Genomic DNA, 15,800 nt, shown 5'->3' with positions numbered 1-15,800 from the left:
TTCCCCTTGAAACAATTTAAGCTAGGAAAATTGTGAACTTACCCCAATACTTAGTGATAAGAACATTAAGACAAGACTGAGGGGAAGCAACCAGCGTATAGCTCTCATAAGCTTCCTTCCTAAAAAATTGAACAATTTATTTTCATACCTTGTCCCTTATTACTTTAGTAAATTGTCATGTAAGCGTCAATTAATATTGCAGAATATTCTGAAAATAAAGCATGTTGTTTCATCCATAAAAGTATGCTCTAAAACTATGTTTAGAGCATACTTTTGATTTATTTCTTCGGTGGGTTATGGATAGCTTCACCAATGGTATCTAGGAAAGCTTCGTACATATTTTCAGAGAAGGTTGGGTGTCCATGAATCGCTTGGGCAACGTCATCAACGGTCAATTCATTTTCCATAATGGTTGCCGCTTCATTGATGAGCTCTGCTGCTGCGGGGCCAATGATATGCACTCCAAGGATTTCATGATACTTGCTATCAGCGATGACTTTGACAAATCCTTGAGCTTCATTAGACGCAAGAGCTCGCCCATTGCCTGTGAAGCTTGATTTTCCAATCAAAATATCGCCGTATTGCTCACGCGCGGCCTCTTCTGTCATTCCAACCATGGCAACTTCTGGGTGAGTGTAAACCGCTGCTGGTGTGTAGGTGAGATTGGCTTTGCGATGATTGCCACGGAGAGCATTTTCAGCAGCCACTTCTCCCATACGATAAGCAGCGTGCGCTAGCATTTTTTGACCATTGACATCACCAGGGGCATAAATACCAGAGATTGACGTTTCTTGGTAAGCATTGACTTTGATACGATTACCTTCCATATCAAGATTGAGATTTTCAAGACCTTGCATTTGGGGAACACGTCCAATTGATAGAAGCGCTTTATCTGCTTGGATTGTCTCACCATTGGTTAGCGTCAACTCAAGCTGGCTATTTTTCTCAACAATTTCGGCTACTCCGACATTGGTTTTAATGGTCATACCTTTTTTCGTCAGAATTTTTTGCAATTCCTGCGAAATTTCCTTGTCCATAGCTGGAATAATGCGGTCTGCCATTTCAATAACGGTCACATCAACGCCGTAAGATGCCCAAACCAGTCCAAGCTCAATTCCAACAACACCGCCACCCATGACAACTAGTGATTTCGGTACTTCACGTAGATTAAGGATATCATCAGAAGTCAAAACAAGCGGTGAATCAATACCTGGAATATTAATGCGTGATACTTTTGAACCAGTTGCTAAAATGATACTATGTCCCTTAATCGTTTCTGACCCAATCGTTACCGTCTTGTCTGGATTGACTTGAGCCAGTCCGTCAAAAATGGTTACTTTATTAGCTTTCAAGAGACCACGAACGCCACCTGTTAATGTTTTGACAACGGAATTTTTAAACTCAACGGTTTTATCCATGTCAATACTGTAATTAGTTGAAGCCAGATTAATACCACGACCAGCAGCAATTTTTAGTCCATCAAGGATTTCGGCATTTTTGAGATAAGTTTTAGTTGGGATACAGCCAACATTTAGACACGTACCACCAAATTCTGATTTTTCAACGATAGCAATTTTGCCACCGAGCTGCGCACCACGAATGGCAGCATAATAGCCAGCAGGACCACCACCAACCACAATCATGTCATACTCATCAGCTGCAAGTGGAGCTTTTTGTTCAGAAGTCACATCAGCCGTCACCGCCTTTGGCACTTCCAAGCCTGCTGCGGTTAAGTCTGCCGCTGCTTGTTCTGGTGTTACTTGCGCAACTTCGTCAATAACTTCACCTTCAGCACCAAGGTAGCCAATGATTTCTGTCACAGGAACAACATCACCAGCCTCGTGAACAATTTTCAAAAGCATGCCAGAATCTTCGGCTTCAATTTCCATATTCGTCTTATCAGACATGATTTCAAGCAGAATATCGCCCTCTTGGACAAGCTCACCTTCTGCTTTTTTCCATTCAATAATTTCGCCCTCTTGCATGTCAACACCAAGCTTGGGCATGATAATTTCTACTGCCATTTTACGTTTTCCCTTCAGAAAATTCTTTTGTTTCTCAGTCAGCTTTGGGCGGCTCTCACCCAAGCAACTGACTATATCATTTATTTGTCAACATTAGGCTTTCAAGATGACCGAGTCACCTATGTCACCGCCCACGTTTTTTACTTTAGATTAGCAATTCTAGCGGATTTTCAAGAAGCGCTTTTAAATCTAGCATGAATTTTGCACCATTCATTCCGTCAACCAATCGGTGATCAATGGTCAAACTCATTCCCATAATTGGGCGAATAACCACTTCACCGTCATGAACGACGGGTGTTTCAATAGTTGCTGAAATCCCAAGAATTGCCGAATTTGGTTGATTAATAATCGGATTAAACGACTTCACTCCAAACATCCCAAGGTTCGTTATGGTGAAAGTTGAGCCAGACATTTCAGCTGCTTTCAATTTACCAGCTTGTGCTTTTTGAATCACATCTTTTGATGCTACCACAAAGTCTGACAAACTCATCTGGTCTGCACCATGAACCACAGGAACCACTAAACCTTCAGAAAGCCCAACAGCGATTGCAAGATTGACAAAATGATGTAGTTCGATGTCTTGAGCATCGTTAATCAGAGAAGCATTAAGGAAACGGTGTTCCTCCTTCATCAAGGTCTTAATCACAGCAAGCCCAATTAAGTCCGTAAAGGTCACCTTGTAACCAGTCTTTGCCATAATTGGCTCAATGAGTTGCTTACGCAAGGCAATCAGATTCGTCATATCAATATCATAATTAAGCGTAAAGGTCGGTGCTGTAAAGTAAGAATGGCTCATTCCCTTTGAAATTGCCTTACGCATAGCAGACATCTTAATGACTTCAACTCCGTCACTTGCAGCCGTAACATCAGCCAAAGCTCCTGCTTGCGGTGTCACTTTTACATCTGCTTGTTCTTTTTGCGGCGCAACATCACCTAGACTTGCTAAAACATCTTCCTTGGTAATCTTACCAGAAACACCCGTTCCCACCAGTGTCTCAAGGTCAACACCTTTGTCCTTTGCAATCCTACGAGCCAGTGGCGTCACACGAATCTTACTAAATTGTTCCACATTTTCCTTGTGAATCCGCCCATTTTCACCGCTGCCAGTGATTTTTTCAAGGTCAATACCACGCTCACGTGCCAACTTTCTAGCAGCAGGCGTAGCACGGACTTTTCCAGTCTCAGACGTCTTTTGGGAAATCGCTGGCGCTGTGCTTGCTTGCAACGGTTGAACTTTCGCTTCCTGAGCTGATGCTGACTGTTCAACGTGTTTCTCACCCACAGAATCAACAAGAGTTTCACCCTCTGCTCCGATATAGCCGATAATTTCGGTAACAGCTACGACATCACCTGCCGGATGAACAATTTTTAACAGCACGCCAGAATCTTCAGCTTCAATTTCCATATTGGTCTTATCAGACATGATTTCAAGCAGAATATCACCCTCATTGACCTCATCACCTTCAGCTTTTTTCCATTCAAGAATTTCCCCTTCTTGCATGTCCACACCAAGCTTTGGCATAATAATTTCATTTGCCACAGAAAACACCTCCCTTAGGCATCACGACCATTGCGTGCCATTTTATAAATGGCTGCTTTAATCTTAGCAACGTCTGGCAAAATGCCCTGTTCTAAAACACGTGCGTATGGTACTGGCACATCTTCGCTTGCCAAACGTACAATCGGATAATCAAGATAATCAAAAGCTTCACTTTCCGTAACTAGCGCAGCTATTTCCCCAATAAAACCACCTGTCTTGTAAGCGTCATTAACCAACATGAGCTTCCCAGTCTTTTTCACCGAATTGATAATCAACTCCTTATCAAGTGGAATAAGTGTCCGTGGGTCAACCACTTCAACGCTAATGCCGTCAGCTGCTACTTCATCTGCTGCTTGAAGAACACGCTCCAACATACGACCATAAGAAACAATGGTCAAATCAGTTCCCTCACGCTTAATATCACCTTTTCCAAGCGGCAAATAAAAATCAGAATCCAAGTTCACTTCCTCTTTCTTGCCATAAAGCGCCTTTGGCTCCATGAAAATAACAATATTATTATCACGAATGGCTGATTTTAAAAGCCCTTTGGCGTCATTAGCATTCCCTGGAGCAACAACCTTAATACCAGGAATATGGGTTAACCAAGCTTCCAGAGACTGCGAATGTTGCGCTGCTGAACCGATACCAGAACCAGAGGCTACACGAAAGGTTACTGGCGTTTTCAAACCACCACCAAACATATAATTATTTTTAGCGCCGTTATTAACAATGGCATCAAGGGCAATGGTGATAAAATCCATAAAGGTCACATCAACAATCGGACGAAGCCCAGTTATCGCAGCGCCAATGGCACTTCCTGCAATAGCCGCTTCTGAAATCGGTGTATCCTTGATACGTTCAGGTCCAAACTCCTCAAACATACCAACAGACGTTCCAAAGTCGCCACCGTAAATACCAACATCTTCTCCCATGAGAAAAATCGTATCATCTTTTCGCATTTCTTCTGTCATCGCAAGATTGACAGCTTCACGTAATGCCATTTGTTTTGTTTCAGTCATTGTCTTTCTCCTCTTATGATTAAAAAGCTGCCTAATCTACCCAGACATCTTCAAATGCTACTGACAAATCTGGTTCAGGGCTATTTTGAGCAAATGCGTAAGCATCATCAATTTCTTTAACCACTTGTGCATCAATAGCATCCAATTCGTCATGGCTTGCCAAATGATTTTCAGTCAAATACGTACGGAATTTGACAAGTGGGTCTTTTTTCTTCCAGTCATCAACTTCCTCTTTACTACGGTATTTACCTGCGTCAGCTGTCGAATGCCCAAACCAACGGTAAGATTCTACCTCAACAATGGCTGGACCATTTCCAGAACGCACGTGGTCAACCGCTTTCCCCATTGTCTCATAAACCGCTAGGACATCATTGCCATCTTCGCAGTAAAAACCAGGAATGCCATAAGCTTCAGCACGTGTGTAGAGATGCGGTGTATTGGTCGCTCTCGTAATATCCATAGAGATACCATAGCGATTATTGATAATAAAGAAAATAACAGGTAATCCCCAAGTAGCTGCTAAGTTTACTGATTCATGAAAAGAACCCTCATTTGTCGCACCGTCACCAGAAAAGGCAACAACAATGTTGTCCGTTTTTTTATAGTCTTGTGTCAACGCTGCACCAACAGCAAGCGCATAACCACCGCCAACAATACCATTTGTACCATAATTGCCTTTTTCAAAATCTGCCAAATGCATGGAACCACCACGACCTTTTGACACACCAGTCACCTTGCCAGCGAGTTCAGCCATCATTTTGTTCAAATCCATGTCTTTAGCAATACATTGCCCATGCCCACGGTGATTTGAAAAAATAATATCATCATAAGTCAAATGTGCTATTGCTCCAACACTGGCCGCTTCTTCCCCAACTGAAAAGTGTGTCATGCCTTGGACAAAACCACGTCGGACTAACTTATTAATGCGCATATCAAACTCACGAATACGCTGCATTTTGAGATACATATCTATATATTGTTCTTGAGACAAATTCATCATATTGCCCTCCAAATATCTTTTTCTTAGTCCATTTATCATATGATATTATTTCCCAAATCACAAATTATTGAACCGAAAGTTTGAAAACGTTTTTAAAAAGTGGCGTAAAAAGAGAAATTTAGTATATCTTTAAAGATCAAACGTAATGATTTTTTCTTGACTGTTTAAATCGAATGATTTTCTTGTTTCGTTGTCTATGAGATACCTTAGATTAGTAAGCCTAACATCATGCATACGTTATAACTTTCAGCTCAATCAGGTTAATTCACATCCCTCCCCGATACCTCACAATCATCAAGGTTGGGAGTCACTATTATGTTCACCGGCAGCGGGTCACTATAGAGGACTTTCACTCCATATATACACCATGCCCGTCGTACACTAAAAAAGCCTTGAAATTAATCAAAGCTTTTAATCATTATACCTCTTTTCCTAAAATTTCATTAATCTCTTGGCTATAAAGGATAGCTTTTCCACCATAAACCGCTTGGATACCATTATCTACATCTAAAATCGCTGTAGCTCCGGTTAATTTTAAACTTTCCTTATCAACTTTATGACTATCTGATAAAGACACCCGTAAACGTGTTGCACAAGCCGTGACATGTTCAATATTAGCTTCGCCACCAAGCGCCTCTATGATACTTATAGAAATTTCTGTCAAAGAAGAATTTTCTTTAGATGCCTGCACAGAAGTCTCCTCACTCATAACCATTCCTGGAATAGCAACTTTAAATCTACTGATCAGGAAACGAAAGACTACATAGTAAATTCCTGCCCAAACTAATCCCACTGGTAACACTAAGAGCCAATTCGTTTTGTCATTTCCTTGTAGAACACCAAAAAGTAAGAAGTCGATGATACCTCCTGAAAAGGAGTTACCAATACGAATAGATAACAAATCAGCAACAAAGAAAGACAGACCATCTAAGAAAGCATGTACAACATAAAGCCATGGGGCTACAAATAAGAAAGAAAATTCAATAGGTTCTGTAATACCGGTTAAGAATGACGTTAAACCGCTACTAAAGTAAAAGGAGCCATTAGCTTTACGATTAGCTTTTGGAATTGAATGATACATCGCCAAACAAGCTGCTGGAAGACCAAACATCATAGTCGCAAAACGTCCCGCAAAGAAGCGTGTACCATAAGTAAAGAGACCGGTATGATTCGGATCTGCCAACTGAGCAAAGAAAATATTTTGTGCACCTTGAATCGTCTTACCAGCAACCTCTTCAACACCGCCCAAAGAAGTATACCAAAACATAGGATAAATGGTATGGTGTAAACCAACAGCACCCGTTAATCTCAGAAAGAAACCATATAAGAAAGAACCAAAACTTCCCATTGTAGCAATAGCTTCTCCCAATGAAACGAGAAGATTTTGAACAGGTGGCCAAATAACATAGAAAATACTACCAATCACAATAGCAACTAAAGAAGAGACAATGGGAATAAAACGTGAACCACCAAAGAAACCTAGATAAGCTGGTAATTCAATCCGGCGATATTTATTATGAAGAATAGAGACTACATAACCAATAACTAGCGCACCTAAAACGCCTGTATCAATAGTAGCACCTTCTGCGGAAAAGAGTTGTAATAAACTACTGATAGTTGCTGTATAGACCAGATAAGCTACTCCACCTGATAAGCCTGCTGTCCCTTTATCAGAATCCGCAAGACCAACAGCCACGCCAATACTAAAAATTAAAGCAATGTTATTAAAAACAGCACCACCTGCTCCACTCATTACAGCAAATATAGTCTGCAACCATTCTTGACCTAAAAGTGGAAATTGAGCAATAGCATTAGGATTAGATAGAGCACCACCAATTCCTAACAATAAACCTGCTACAGGTAAAATAGAAATAGGCAACATAAACGCTTGACCTAAACGTGAAAATTTCTTAAACATAAAATCTCCCTTCAATTTAATCTATATTCGTTGCCTCAATAAATGGTTTTGCAATCACCAATGGTCGTGTGATAGCAGAGCCGACAACTACTGTATGAACACCTAGTTGTAAAACACGTCTAACCTTACTTGGTGTATTAATATTTCCTTCAGCAATCACTGGTGTCTCCAAAACTCCAACAGCTTTCCTAATAATTTCAAAATCATTAGATTCAATTGCTAAATCTTGACTTTGTTTAGTATAACCAACTAAGGTAGTTCCAATAAAATCAAAACCTAATTTATCTGCAACTATCATTTCATCCATGGTTGAACAGTCAGCCATTAATAATTGTTCTGGGTAAGACTGTCTAATTTGAATCACGAATTCTTCTAAAGTCTGACCATTAGGTCGACTAGATGTCGTTGCATCCAAAGCAATAATGTCAACCTTTGTCTCTACTAATGCATCAATTTCATCCATAGTCGGCGTAATAAAAACATCAGCATTCTCATAATTTTTTTTAATAATACCGATAATCGGTAAATCTACCGCTTCTTTAATCTCTGTAATATCACGAATTCCATTAGCTCTAATCCCAACAGCACCTGCTTGTGCAGCTGCCTTAGCAAAAAGCGGCATAACTCCTCCTTTTTCCGAATACATAGGCTCACCTGGTAAAGCTTGGCAGGAAATAACTACTCCCCCCTTAAGTTGTTGTAAAAAGTACTCTTTTTTTGTCATAATTCCTCCTTATAAGAAATAATCGTTTTGTGGTAACGTTTTTGTTTTTCATCTTGATTAACTGCTAATTGGTAAGCAAATAAGCAGTCAATCAACAATAAAATAGGAAATTGTGGTGAAATACGATTCCCATAAGATAAGTTATCTCGTGAAGCCAATAAAACTAATTCATCCCAAGAATCATCTCTTTGAGTAACAATTTGGGTTGTCATTAAAACCGTCTTAGCCCCCCTTTCCTTAGCAGTCATTAGAGCATTTATCACAGATTTGGTTTTTCCTGACAGAGACGCTGCAATAACCAAACAATCTGGTCCCACTAACATACTAGACCATATCAGTTCATCATTATCTGTTACAATATCAAAATCAAAGCCCAACCTCATAAAACGTGTCTTCATCTCTTTCAAAGCTTGAGCCGAGCTCCCCTTACCATAAAGATATATACGGTTAGCTTCTTCAATCAAGCGTGTAATCCGTGTGAGTTGCTGTTCATCAATCACTGAATAGGTCTTTTCTAGCAATTGCTCATAGTCTGCCATAACCCTCTTAGTTACATTATTTTTTAAGGTGCTTGACTCTCCTTTTAAATGTAATTTAGATTCCTGATAAGAAAAAATAAATTCTCTGTAACCACTAAAACCACATTTTTTAGCAAAACGTGTCAAACTAGCTTTTGATACATGTAAACGTTGACAAATTGCGCCAGAACTCACATCTTTTTCTGAGGTATTAGTGATAAAAAAATGTGCAATTGTTTGTTCAGTATCTGTCATAGAATCCCAATATGATTCTATGAGAGGCTCTATTTTTTTTAATGTTTTATCCATAAGAAACACCTCCCACCATCAAGTATAGCGCTTACACTTTTTAATTTCAATAGTTTCAAAAATTCAGAAACTACTTTCTGTTTTTCTCTTTTTTTATGCTTTTTTCTAAAACTAGTTTTAAAAATTATGATAACCACTTGTATAGTTATTAAAATTAAACTAAAAAATAGTACCTAGATAGCTCCTTATCAAGTAAATAGTGAAATAAACAATTGCAACCACTTACTGATAGAATGTTTGAAAAAGATATTCCTTAAGCAAACGAATAGAAAAATTTCTTATGTAGTCAATAAAAAATTCTAAAAATATCAACGAAATATTTATTAAGGTTGACATAAAATATCTACACTATAAATGATAATGTTCCCTCCTACTTAGCTTGATAAATAAAAATATAAAAAAGAATAACCCAGTAAAAGAGGTTATTCTTTTTTACATTTTCACATATTGATAAAATAAATTTTAACAATGATTTAATTCAGCTATTCACTAATGGCGTTACCTGTGTAAAGTTGGTAATAACGACCTTTTTGCGCAATCAATTCGTCGTGGTTACCACGTTCGATGATACGTCCTTGCTCGAGAACCATGATACAATCCGCATTGCGAACTGTTGACAAACGGTGAGCGATAACAAAAGTTGTACGACCTTTCATCAACGCATCCATACCTTCTTGGACGTGAACTTCGGTACGCGTATCGATTGATGATGTTGCTTCATCCAAAATCAAAGCAGGTGGATTTGCCACAGCTGCACGTGCAATCGCAAGCAATTGACGTTGTCCTTGAGATAAATTACTTCCGTCACCTGTCAAAATGGTATCGTAACCTTCTGGCAAACGTTTAATGAAATCATGTGCATTAGCTAACTTAGCCGCAGCAATACATTCGTCGTCAGTCGCATTCAAACGTCCGTAACGGATATTATCCATAACTGTTCCTGTGAAAAGGTGTGTATCTTGCAATACAATCCCTAAGCTACGACGAAGGTCAGCTTTTTTGATTTTACGAATGTTAATACCGTCGTAATGAATCTTACCTTCTTGAATATCGTAAAAACGGTTAATCAAGTTTGTAATAGTTGTTTTACCAGCACCAGTTGAGCCAACAAAGGCAATTTTTTGACCAGGTTCCGCAAACAAATTAATATCATGTAAAACCATTTTATCATCACTATAACCAAAGGTTACATCTGAGAAGGTTACACGACCTTCTTGCTTGTGATAAGTTACGGTGCCGTCTTCGTGTGGATGTTTCCAAGCCCACATACCAGTTGTTTCTTCAACTTCTTGAAGATTTCCAGCAGTGTCCTCAGTAGCATTTACCAATTCAACATAACCTTCATCTGTTTCCACTTCAGCATCAAGTAGATTAAAGACACGATCAGCACCAGCCATCGCCATAATAACTGCGTTGATTTGTTGACTGATTTGTGTGATTGGGTTTGTAAAACTACGGTTAAGCGCTAGGAAAGAAACCAATGTTCCCAAAGTCAATCCAGCATAGCCTTGAAGAGCTAGGGTTGCCCCAAGCATGGCACAAAGCACATAGGAAATATGTCCAATATTAGCTGATACTGGCATCAAAATATTAGCATAGATATTAGCATTTGTAGCAGAATAGCGGAGCTGTTGATTGATTTTTCGGAAATCTTCTTTAGCACGTTCTTCGTGATTGAAAACTTTAACCACTTTTTGACCGTCCATCATTTCCTCAATGAACCCATTGACACGCCCAAGGTCATTTTGTTGATTATGGAAATGCTTAGACGATTGCGAAGCAATTTTACGCGCTACTGATAATAACACCACAACCATAAAAAGTGATAATATTGACAAGGGAACATTCAAAAGAAGCATACTTGTAAATGTTACCACAATCGAAAAAACCGAATTAATGACCTGAGGAATACTCTGGCTAATCAACTGACGAAGTGTATCAACGTCGTTAGTATAGATAGACATGATATCACCGTGAGCATGTGTATCAAAGTATTTGATTGGCAAGCGTTCCATATGAGTGAACAAATCAATACGAATACGACGCATTGTTCCTTGTCCAACATAAACCATCAAACGATTATAAGTGTAAGAACTTAGAACACCAATAATACCAATGATGATTAATTGGAAAATAGCGTGCGCTAACCCTGAAAAATCTGGATTTTTAGCAGCTAAAAGAGGTGTAATATAACTATCAATCAATGTTTGCATGAACAAACTAAAGCGTACCATACAAAGCGCTGTTACTAAAATCAAAACCAATACTAGCAAGAAGCGCCATTTATAGTTTTTCAAAACATAAGCCAACACACGTTTTAGCGTATCTTGTTTATTAATTTCTTTTTTGGTTTGAGCCATTAATTGCTACCTCCTTCCGCATCAAAATCACCACTACCTTGCTGTTGAACATCGCTAATTTCACGGTAGATCGCATTTGTTTGTAATAGTTCATCATGACTGGCAAATCCCGAAATCTTACCATCATCAAGAACTAAAATTTTATCAGCGTGTTGCACACTAGAAATACGTTGGGCAATAATAATTTTAGTTGTCCCAGGAATGGTTTCAGCAAATGATTGACGGATATTCGCATCTGTCGCAGTATCAACAGCACTAGTTGAGTCATCCAAAATCAATACTTTTGGTTTTTTCAACAACGCGCGGGCAATACAAAGACGTTGTTTTTGCCCACCAGAAACGTTACTACCACCTTGTTCAATCCAAGTGTTATATTTGTCTGGGAAGCGTTCGATAAATTCATCTGCGCAAGCTTGACGGCAAGCTTCCATACATTCTTCATCTGTCGCATTTTCATTTCCCCAACGAAGATTATCTAAAATAGTACCTGAGAAAAGGACATTTTTCTGAAGAACAACCGCTACTTGGTCACGAAGAACTTCCAAATCGTATTCGCGAACATCACGTCCACCAACTTTAATTGAACCAGAATCAACATCATAAAGACGTGAAATCAAATTAGCAAATGAGGTCTTACCAGAACCTGTTCCACCAATAACTCCAATGATTTCACCAGATTTAATACTCAGGTTTATATCAGAAAGCACCTCTTCACCACCGCCATGTTTATAAGAAAAATGCACATGATCAAAAACAATACTTCCGTCTGAAACTTCCATCAATGGATTTTCAGGATTAACAATGTCAGCTTTTTCGTTGAGTACCTCAGAAATACGTTCTGCACTAGCTGTACTCATTGAAATCATAACCATAATCATTGACAACATCATCAATGACATCATCATGGCAAAGATATAAGAAAGAAGTGACGTTAGCTCCCCTGTCGTTAAACTACCCGCTACAATAAAGCGGGCTCCGAACCAAGACAAGCAAATCATACAAGCGAAGATGATAAACATCATGATTGGATTATTAAAAATAACAATTTTTTCCGCTTTCACAAATAAACGGTAGATATTTTCAGCAGCCTTGGTGAATTTTTTATTCTCATAATCTTCACGGACAAAAGCTTTTACCACACGAATACCAGAAATATTTTCTTGGACACTGGCATTCAAGTCATCGTATTTACGGAAAACATAGTTAAAAGCGGGCATTGCTTTACGTATGATGAACAGCAATGAAGCCGCTAAAATAATAACAGCAAGTAGGAAAATCAAGCTTAATTGACGATCAACCACAAAACACATAAACATACTGAAAATGATTGTTAACGGTGCTCTGACAACCACACGAATAATCATTTGGTAAGCATTTTGCACATTTGTCACGTCGGTTGTCATACGTGTTACAAGACCAGCCGTGCTGTATTTATCAATATTTGAGAAAGCAAATGTTTGAATATTGTCATACATTCCTTCACGCAAATTAGCAGCAAAACCAGCTGAAGCCTGTGCCGCAAATTTCCCTGCTAGAAAACCTGTCGTCAAACCACAAATAGCTAAAAGTAACATAAATAAACCATATTTCATGGCTACCGCAAGATTTCCTGCCTGAATCCCTTGGTCAATCAATTTTGCAATCACAAAGGGAATAGACATATCGAAAAAAACTTCCAAAGCGGCACATAAAGGAGCTAATAAAGATGGCGTTTTATACTCCTTCACTTGCGCGAGTAAAGTTTTAATCATTCTCGTTACCTCTTTCTACAACATTATAATAAGCTTTTTCAAGCAATAAATGAAAAGTCTCTTGCTCATCTCTGGTAAAGTTCCCAACGATTGCAACTTCTGAATCCTCTAGGTGCTCACCTAAACGATTAATCAAAGCTCTACCATCATCAGAAATTTGAACTTTTTTAATACGCTTATCTTTTTCATCTTGAATGGTTATAATCATATTTTTTTGATCCAAACGTGCTAAAATACCGGCCATGGTTGGCTGAGAAACTTCAAATTGTTTCTCTAGTTCTTTGAAAGTGTAGCACTTCTCTGTTTGTTTCAAAAACATTAAAACCCATGATTGCATAATCGTAATATTATACGGTTTAAGAAAATTATTCATATTTTGTTCCAAACGACGCGCTATCCGTTTTACTAACCATCCATAAGGAGCATGTTTAGGATTCATGATTACCTCCACAGTCAAAAAAACAAGCCTCTAAAAATTAACCCAAAAATAAACTTTTTCCTTTTCAAGTAAGCTTATTCGGCTAAATTTAAGATTTGCTAGATACTTTCTTATTATTTATCACTAATTATTATAGAACTTTAACATAAAAAGTCAATAGCTTGCTATTGATTTTTTTTAACTAAAAAATGATATGCTAACTAATCCCAGACAGCTGCATATCATTAAAGATCATCCTTCAACCTGTTCGCTGAGTTCTTCCCATTCTAGGATGAGGTTTTCTTGTTGTTCAGTCAAGTCATCGAGTTCTTTTTGCAAATCAACAAGTTCTACGGCATCATTTGTGGCTAACATCGCTTGATTGATTGCTTCTTCACACGCTTCAATCTCTTCTAATTGATTTTCAATTTCAGCGATTCGGCGTGTGAGTTTGCGAAGTTCTTTTTGGTTAGCTTTTTGCGCTTGATAATCATTAGCTGGCGCTTTTTCAACAATGGCAACTGTTTTTTCCTGTGCTTCTTCGGCTTTCAAACGTTCCATTTCTTCCAGCTCTGCTTTTTTCTCAAGGTAATAATCATAATCACCAAGATAAAGGGTTGAGCCTTTTTCAGAGATTTCAAGCACTTTTGTTGCCACACGGTTAATGAAATAACGGTCGTGACTGACAAATAAAAGTGTTCCATCAAAATCAATCAAAGCATCTTCTAAAACTTCCTTGCTATCGATATCCAAGTGGTTGGTTGGTTCATCTAGAATAAGGAAATTATCATTTTGCATGGACAATTTTGCAAGAAGTAAGCGGGCGCGTTCACCACCAGAAAGCATGCTGACTGATTTCTTGACATCATCGCCAGAGAAGAGAAAAGCTCCCAAACGGTTACGAATTTCCACTTCTGGTGTCGTTGAAAAGTCATTCCAAAGCTCATCAAGAACCGTGTTTGTACGCGTCAAATTTGATTGCGTTTGGTCATAGTAACCCACTTCAACATTGGCACCGTAGGTTGATGTTCCCTTGATAAATGGAATTTGACCCACAATTGATTTAATTAAGGTTGATTTTCCGATACCATTTGGTCCGACAATGGCAATGGCATCAAATTTCTTGACATCAATATTAATTGGTTCTGACAAGATTTGGTCATCATAGCCAATTGCCGCATCTGTCACCGTCAAGACTACATTTCCTGACACTTTATCCGCATGAAAAGTCATGTTAGCTGATTTTTGCCCTGCCGTTGGTTTGTCCAAACGTTCCATTTTTTCCAACTGTTTGCGGCGAGCTTGGGCACGTTTTGTCGTTGAGGCACGCACAATATTACGTTGAACAAAGTCCTCTAACTTAGCAATTTCTTTGGCTTGTTTTTCATAATTTTTGGCTTCGAGTGCTAACTTTTCAGCCTTCAAATCCATGAATTTAGAATAATTACCAACATATCTGTCAAGCGAATGTGGTGTCAAATCAAGCGTCACCGTTGCCACCTTATCCAAGAAATATCGGTCGTGACTGACAATAATCAAAGCACCTTGGTAGTTGACCAAGTAATTTTCAAGCCAAGCAATGGTTTCGATATCCAAATGGTTGGTTGGTTCGTCTAGCACTAGCAATTCAGGCTTTTCAAGCAACATTTTGGCAAGCGCCAAGCGTGTATTTTGCCCACCTGACAATTCCGAAATCTTCATTTGCCACATGGATTCATCAAATTTAAAACCATTTAAAATCGCCTTGATTTCCGCCTCATAGGTAAATCCACCCTTGACACGAAATTCCTCTGACATGCGGTCATAATCTGACATCAATTTATCAAAAGCATCACCTATCAGCTCTGCCATTTGCATTTCCATTTTACGCAAACGTGATTCCATGCCACGCACATCATCAAAAACGTGCAACATTTCATCAAAAATCGTATTCTTTGACTCAAAACGGCTATCTTGGGCCAAGTAAGATAAGGTTAAATCACGTTTGGTATTAATTTCACCAGAAGTTGGTGTTTCTTCACCCACTAAAATTTTTAACAAAGTTGATTTTCCCGCACCATTTCGCCCAACTAGCGCAATGCGGTCTTTCTCATCAACTTGAATATTAATATTATCAAAAAGTACATCGCCCGAAAATGAGCGTTCAATTTTATTCCCTTGTAAAATAATCATATGTCTATTTTACCAAATCACAAGTCGTTAAACTAGGAGAATATGAA

The 15,800-nt window shown here is 38.7% G+C and carries 11 protein-coding genes; all 11 read right to left on the bottom strand.

The genetic code is table 11. The annotated features are described in order from the left end of the window. Positions 1 to 278: 278 nt before the first annotated feature. Positions 279 to 2,024: a dihydrolipoyl dehydrogenase gene (gene lpdA, locus CCC20_RS10110; RefSeq protein ID WP_013851698.1), complete on the bottom strand. Its 1,746-nt coding sequence runs from the start codon at positions 2,022 to 2,024 to the stop codon at positions 279 to 281. A gap of 145 nt (positions 2,025 to 2,169) precedes the next feature. Next, the gene (locus CCC20_RS10105) at positions 2,170 to 3,564 is read right to left on the bottom strand and encodes a dihydrolipoamide acetyltransferase (protein WP_013851697.1); all 1,395 of its coding nucleotides are present in this window, start codon (positions 3,562 to 3,564) and stop codon (positions 2,170 to 2,172) included. 14 nt (positions 3,565 to 3,578) lie between these two features. After that, positions 3,579 to 4,583 (bottom strand): alpha-ketoacid dehydrogenase subunit beta, encoded by a 1,005-nt coding sequence (locus CCC20_RS10100; protein ID WP_003064327.1) that lies wholly within the window; start codon positions 4,581 to 4,583, stop codon positions 3,579 to 3,581. 31 nt (positions 4,584 to 4,614) lie between these two features. Beyond that, positions 4,615 to 5,583: a thiamine pyrophosphate-dependent dehydrogenase E1 component subunit alpha gene (locus CCC20_RS10095; protein WP_013851696.1), complete on the bottom strand. Its 969-nt coding sequence runs from the start codon at positions 5,581 to 5,583 to the stop codon at positions 4,615 to 4,617. 418 nt (positions 5,584 to 6,001) lie between these two features. After that, complete coding sequence (locus CCC20_RS10090) at positions 6,002 to 7,501, bottom strand: PTS transporter subunit EIIC (protein ID WP_003064322.1); 1,500 nt, start codon at positions 7,499 to 7,501, stop codon at positions 6,002 to 6,004. 16 nt (positions 7,502 to 7,517) lie between these two features. Next, positions 7,518 to 8,225: an N-acetylmannosamine-6-phosphate 2-epimerase gene (locus CCC20_RS10085; RefSeq protein WP_003064319.1), complete on the bottom strand. Its 708-nt coding sequence runs from the start codon at positions 8,223 to 8,225 to the stop codon at positions 7,518 to 7,520. Beyond that, complete coding sequence (locus CCC20_RS10080) at positions 8,222 to 9,052, bottom strand: MurR/RpiR family transcriptional regulator (protein WP_003064317.1); 831 nt, start codon at positions 9,050 to 9,052, stop codon at positions 8,222 to 8,224. Before CCC20_RS10080 ends, CCC20_RS10085 begins: the two co-directional genes overlap by 4 nt. Before the next feature lie 482 nt (positions 9,053 to 9,534). Beyond that, entirely contained in the window at positions 9,535 to 11,412 is a 1,878-nt protein-coding gene (locus CCC20_RS10075; RefSeq protein ID WP_003064312.1) for an ABC transporter ATP-binding protein, read from the bottom strand. After that, positions 11,412 to 13,163, bottom strand: coding sequence for an ABC transporter ATP-binding protein (locus CCC20_RS10070; protein ID WP_117567381.1), 1,752 nt, complete (start codon positions 13,161 to 13,163; stop codon positions 11,412 to 11,414). Before CCC20_RS10070 ends, CCC20_RS10075 begins: the two co-directional genes overlap by 1 nt. Next, the gene (locus CCC20_RS10065; RefSeq protein ID WP_003064307.1) at positions 13,156 to 13,602 is read right to left on the bottom strand and encodes a MarR family winged helix-turn-helix transcriptional regulator; all 447 of its coding nucleotides are present in this window, start codon (positions 13,600 to 13,602) and stop codon (positions 13,156 to 13,158) included. The genes CCC20_RS10070 and CCC20_RS10065 overlap by 8 nt, the downstream gene beginning before the upstream one ends. Before the next feature lie 231 nt (positions 13,603 to 13,833). Then, entirely contained in the window at positions 13,834 to 15,753 is a 1,920-nt protein-coding gene (locus tag CCC20_RS10060) for an ABC transporter ATP-binding protein (RefSeq protein ID WP_003064305.1), read from the bottom strand. Positions 15,754 to 15,800: the final 47 nt, after the last annotated feature.

Origin of the sequence: Streptococcus sp. LMAG:39, assembly GCF_008680485.1 — a bacterium.
Lineage (GTDB): Bacteria > Bacillota > Bacilli > Lactobacillales > Streptococcaceae > Streptococcus > Streptococcus pasteurianus.
This window is presented reverse-complemented; position numbering and strand designations above follow the sequence as displayed.

Bases quoted from the DNA above. Each gene is read 5' to 3' on its own strand.
- lpdA (WP_013851698.1), bottom strand. From the start codon at position 2,024: ATGGCAGTAGAAATTATCATGCCCAAGCTTGGTGTTGACATGCAAGAG.
- CCC20_RS10100 (WP_003064327.1), bottom strand. From the start codon at position 4,583: ATGACTGAAACAAAACAAATGGCATTACGTGAAGCTGTCAATCTTGCG.
- CCC20_RS10095 (WP_013851696.1), bottom strand. From the start codon at position 5,583: ATGATGAATTTGTCTCAAGAACAATATATAGATATGTATCTCAAAATG.
- CCC20_RS10090 (WP_003064322.1), bottom strand. From the start codon at position 7,501: ATGTTTAAGAAATTTTCACGTTTAGGTCAAGCGTTTATGTTGCCTATT.
- CCC20_RS10085 (WP_003064319.1), bottom strand. From the start codon at position 8,225: ATGACAAAAAAAGAGTACTTTTTACAACAACTTAAGGGGGGAGTAGTT.
- CCC20_RS10080 (WP_003064317.1), bottom strand. From the start codon at position 9,052: ATGGATAAAACATTAAAAAAAATAGAGCCTCTCATAGAATCATATTGG.
- CCC20_RS10075 (WP_003064312.1), bottom strand. From the start codon at position 11,412: ATGGCTCAAACCAAAAAAGAAATTAATAAACAAGATACGCTAAAACGT.
- CCC20_RS10070 (WP_117567381.1), bottom strand. From the start codon at position 13,163: ATGATTAAAACTTTACTCGCGCAAGTGAAGGAGTATAAAACGCCATCT.
- CCC20_RS10065 (WP_003064307.1), bottom strand. From the start codon at position 13,602: ATGAATCCTAAACATGCTCCTTATGGATGGTTAGTAAAACGGATAGCG.
- CCC20_RS10060 (WP_003064305.1), bottom strand. From the start codon at position 15,753: ATGATTATTTTACAAGGGAATAAAATTGAACGCTCATTTTCGGGCGAT.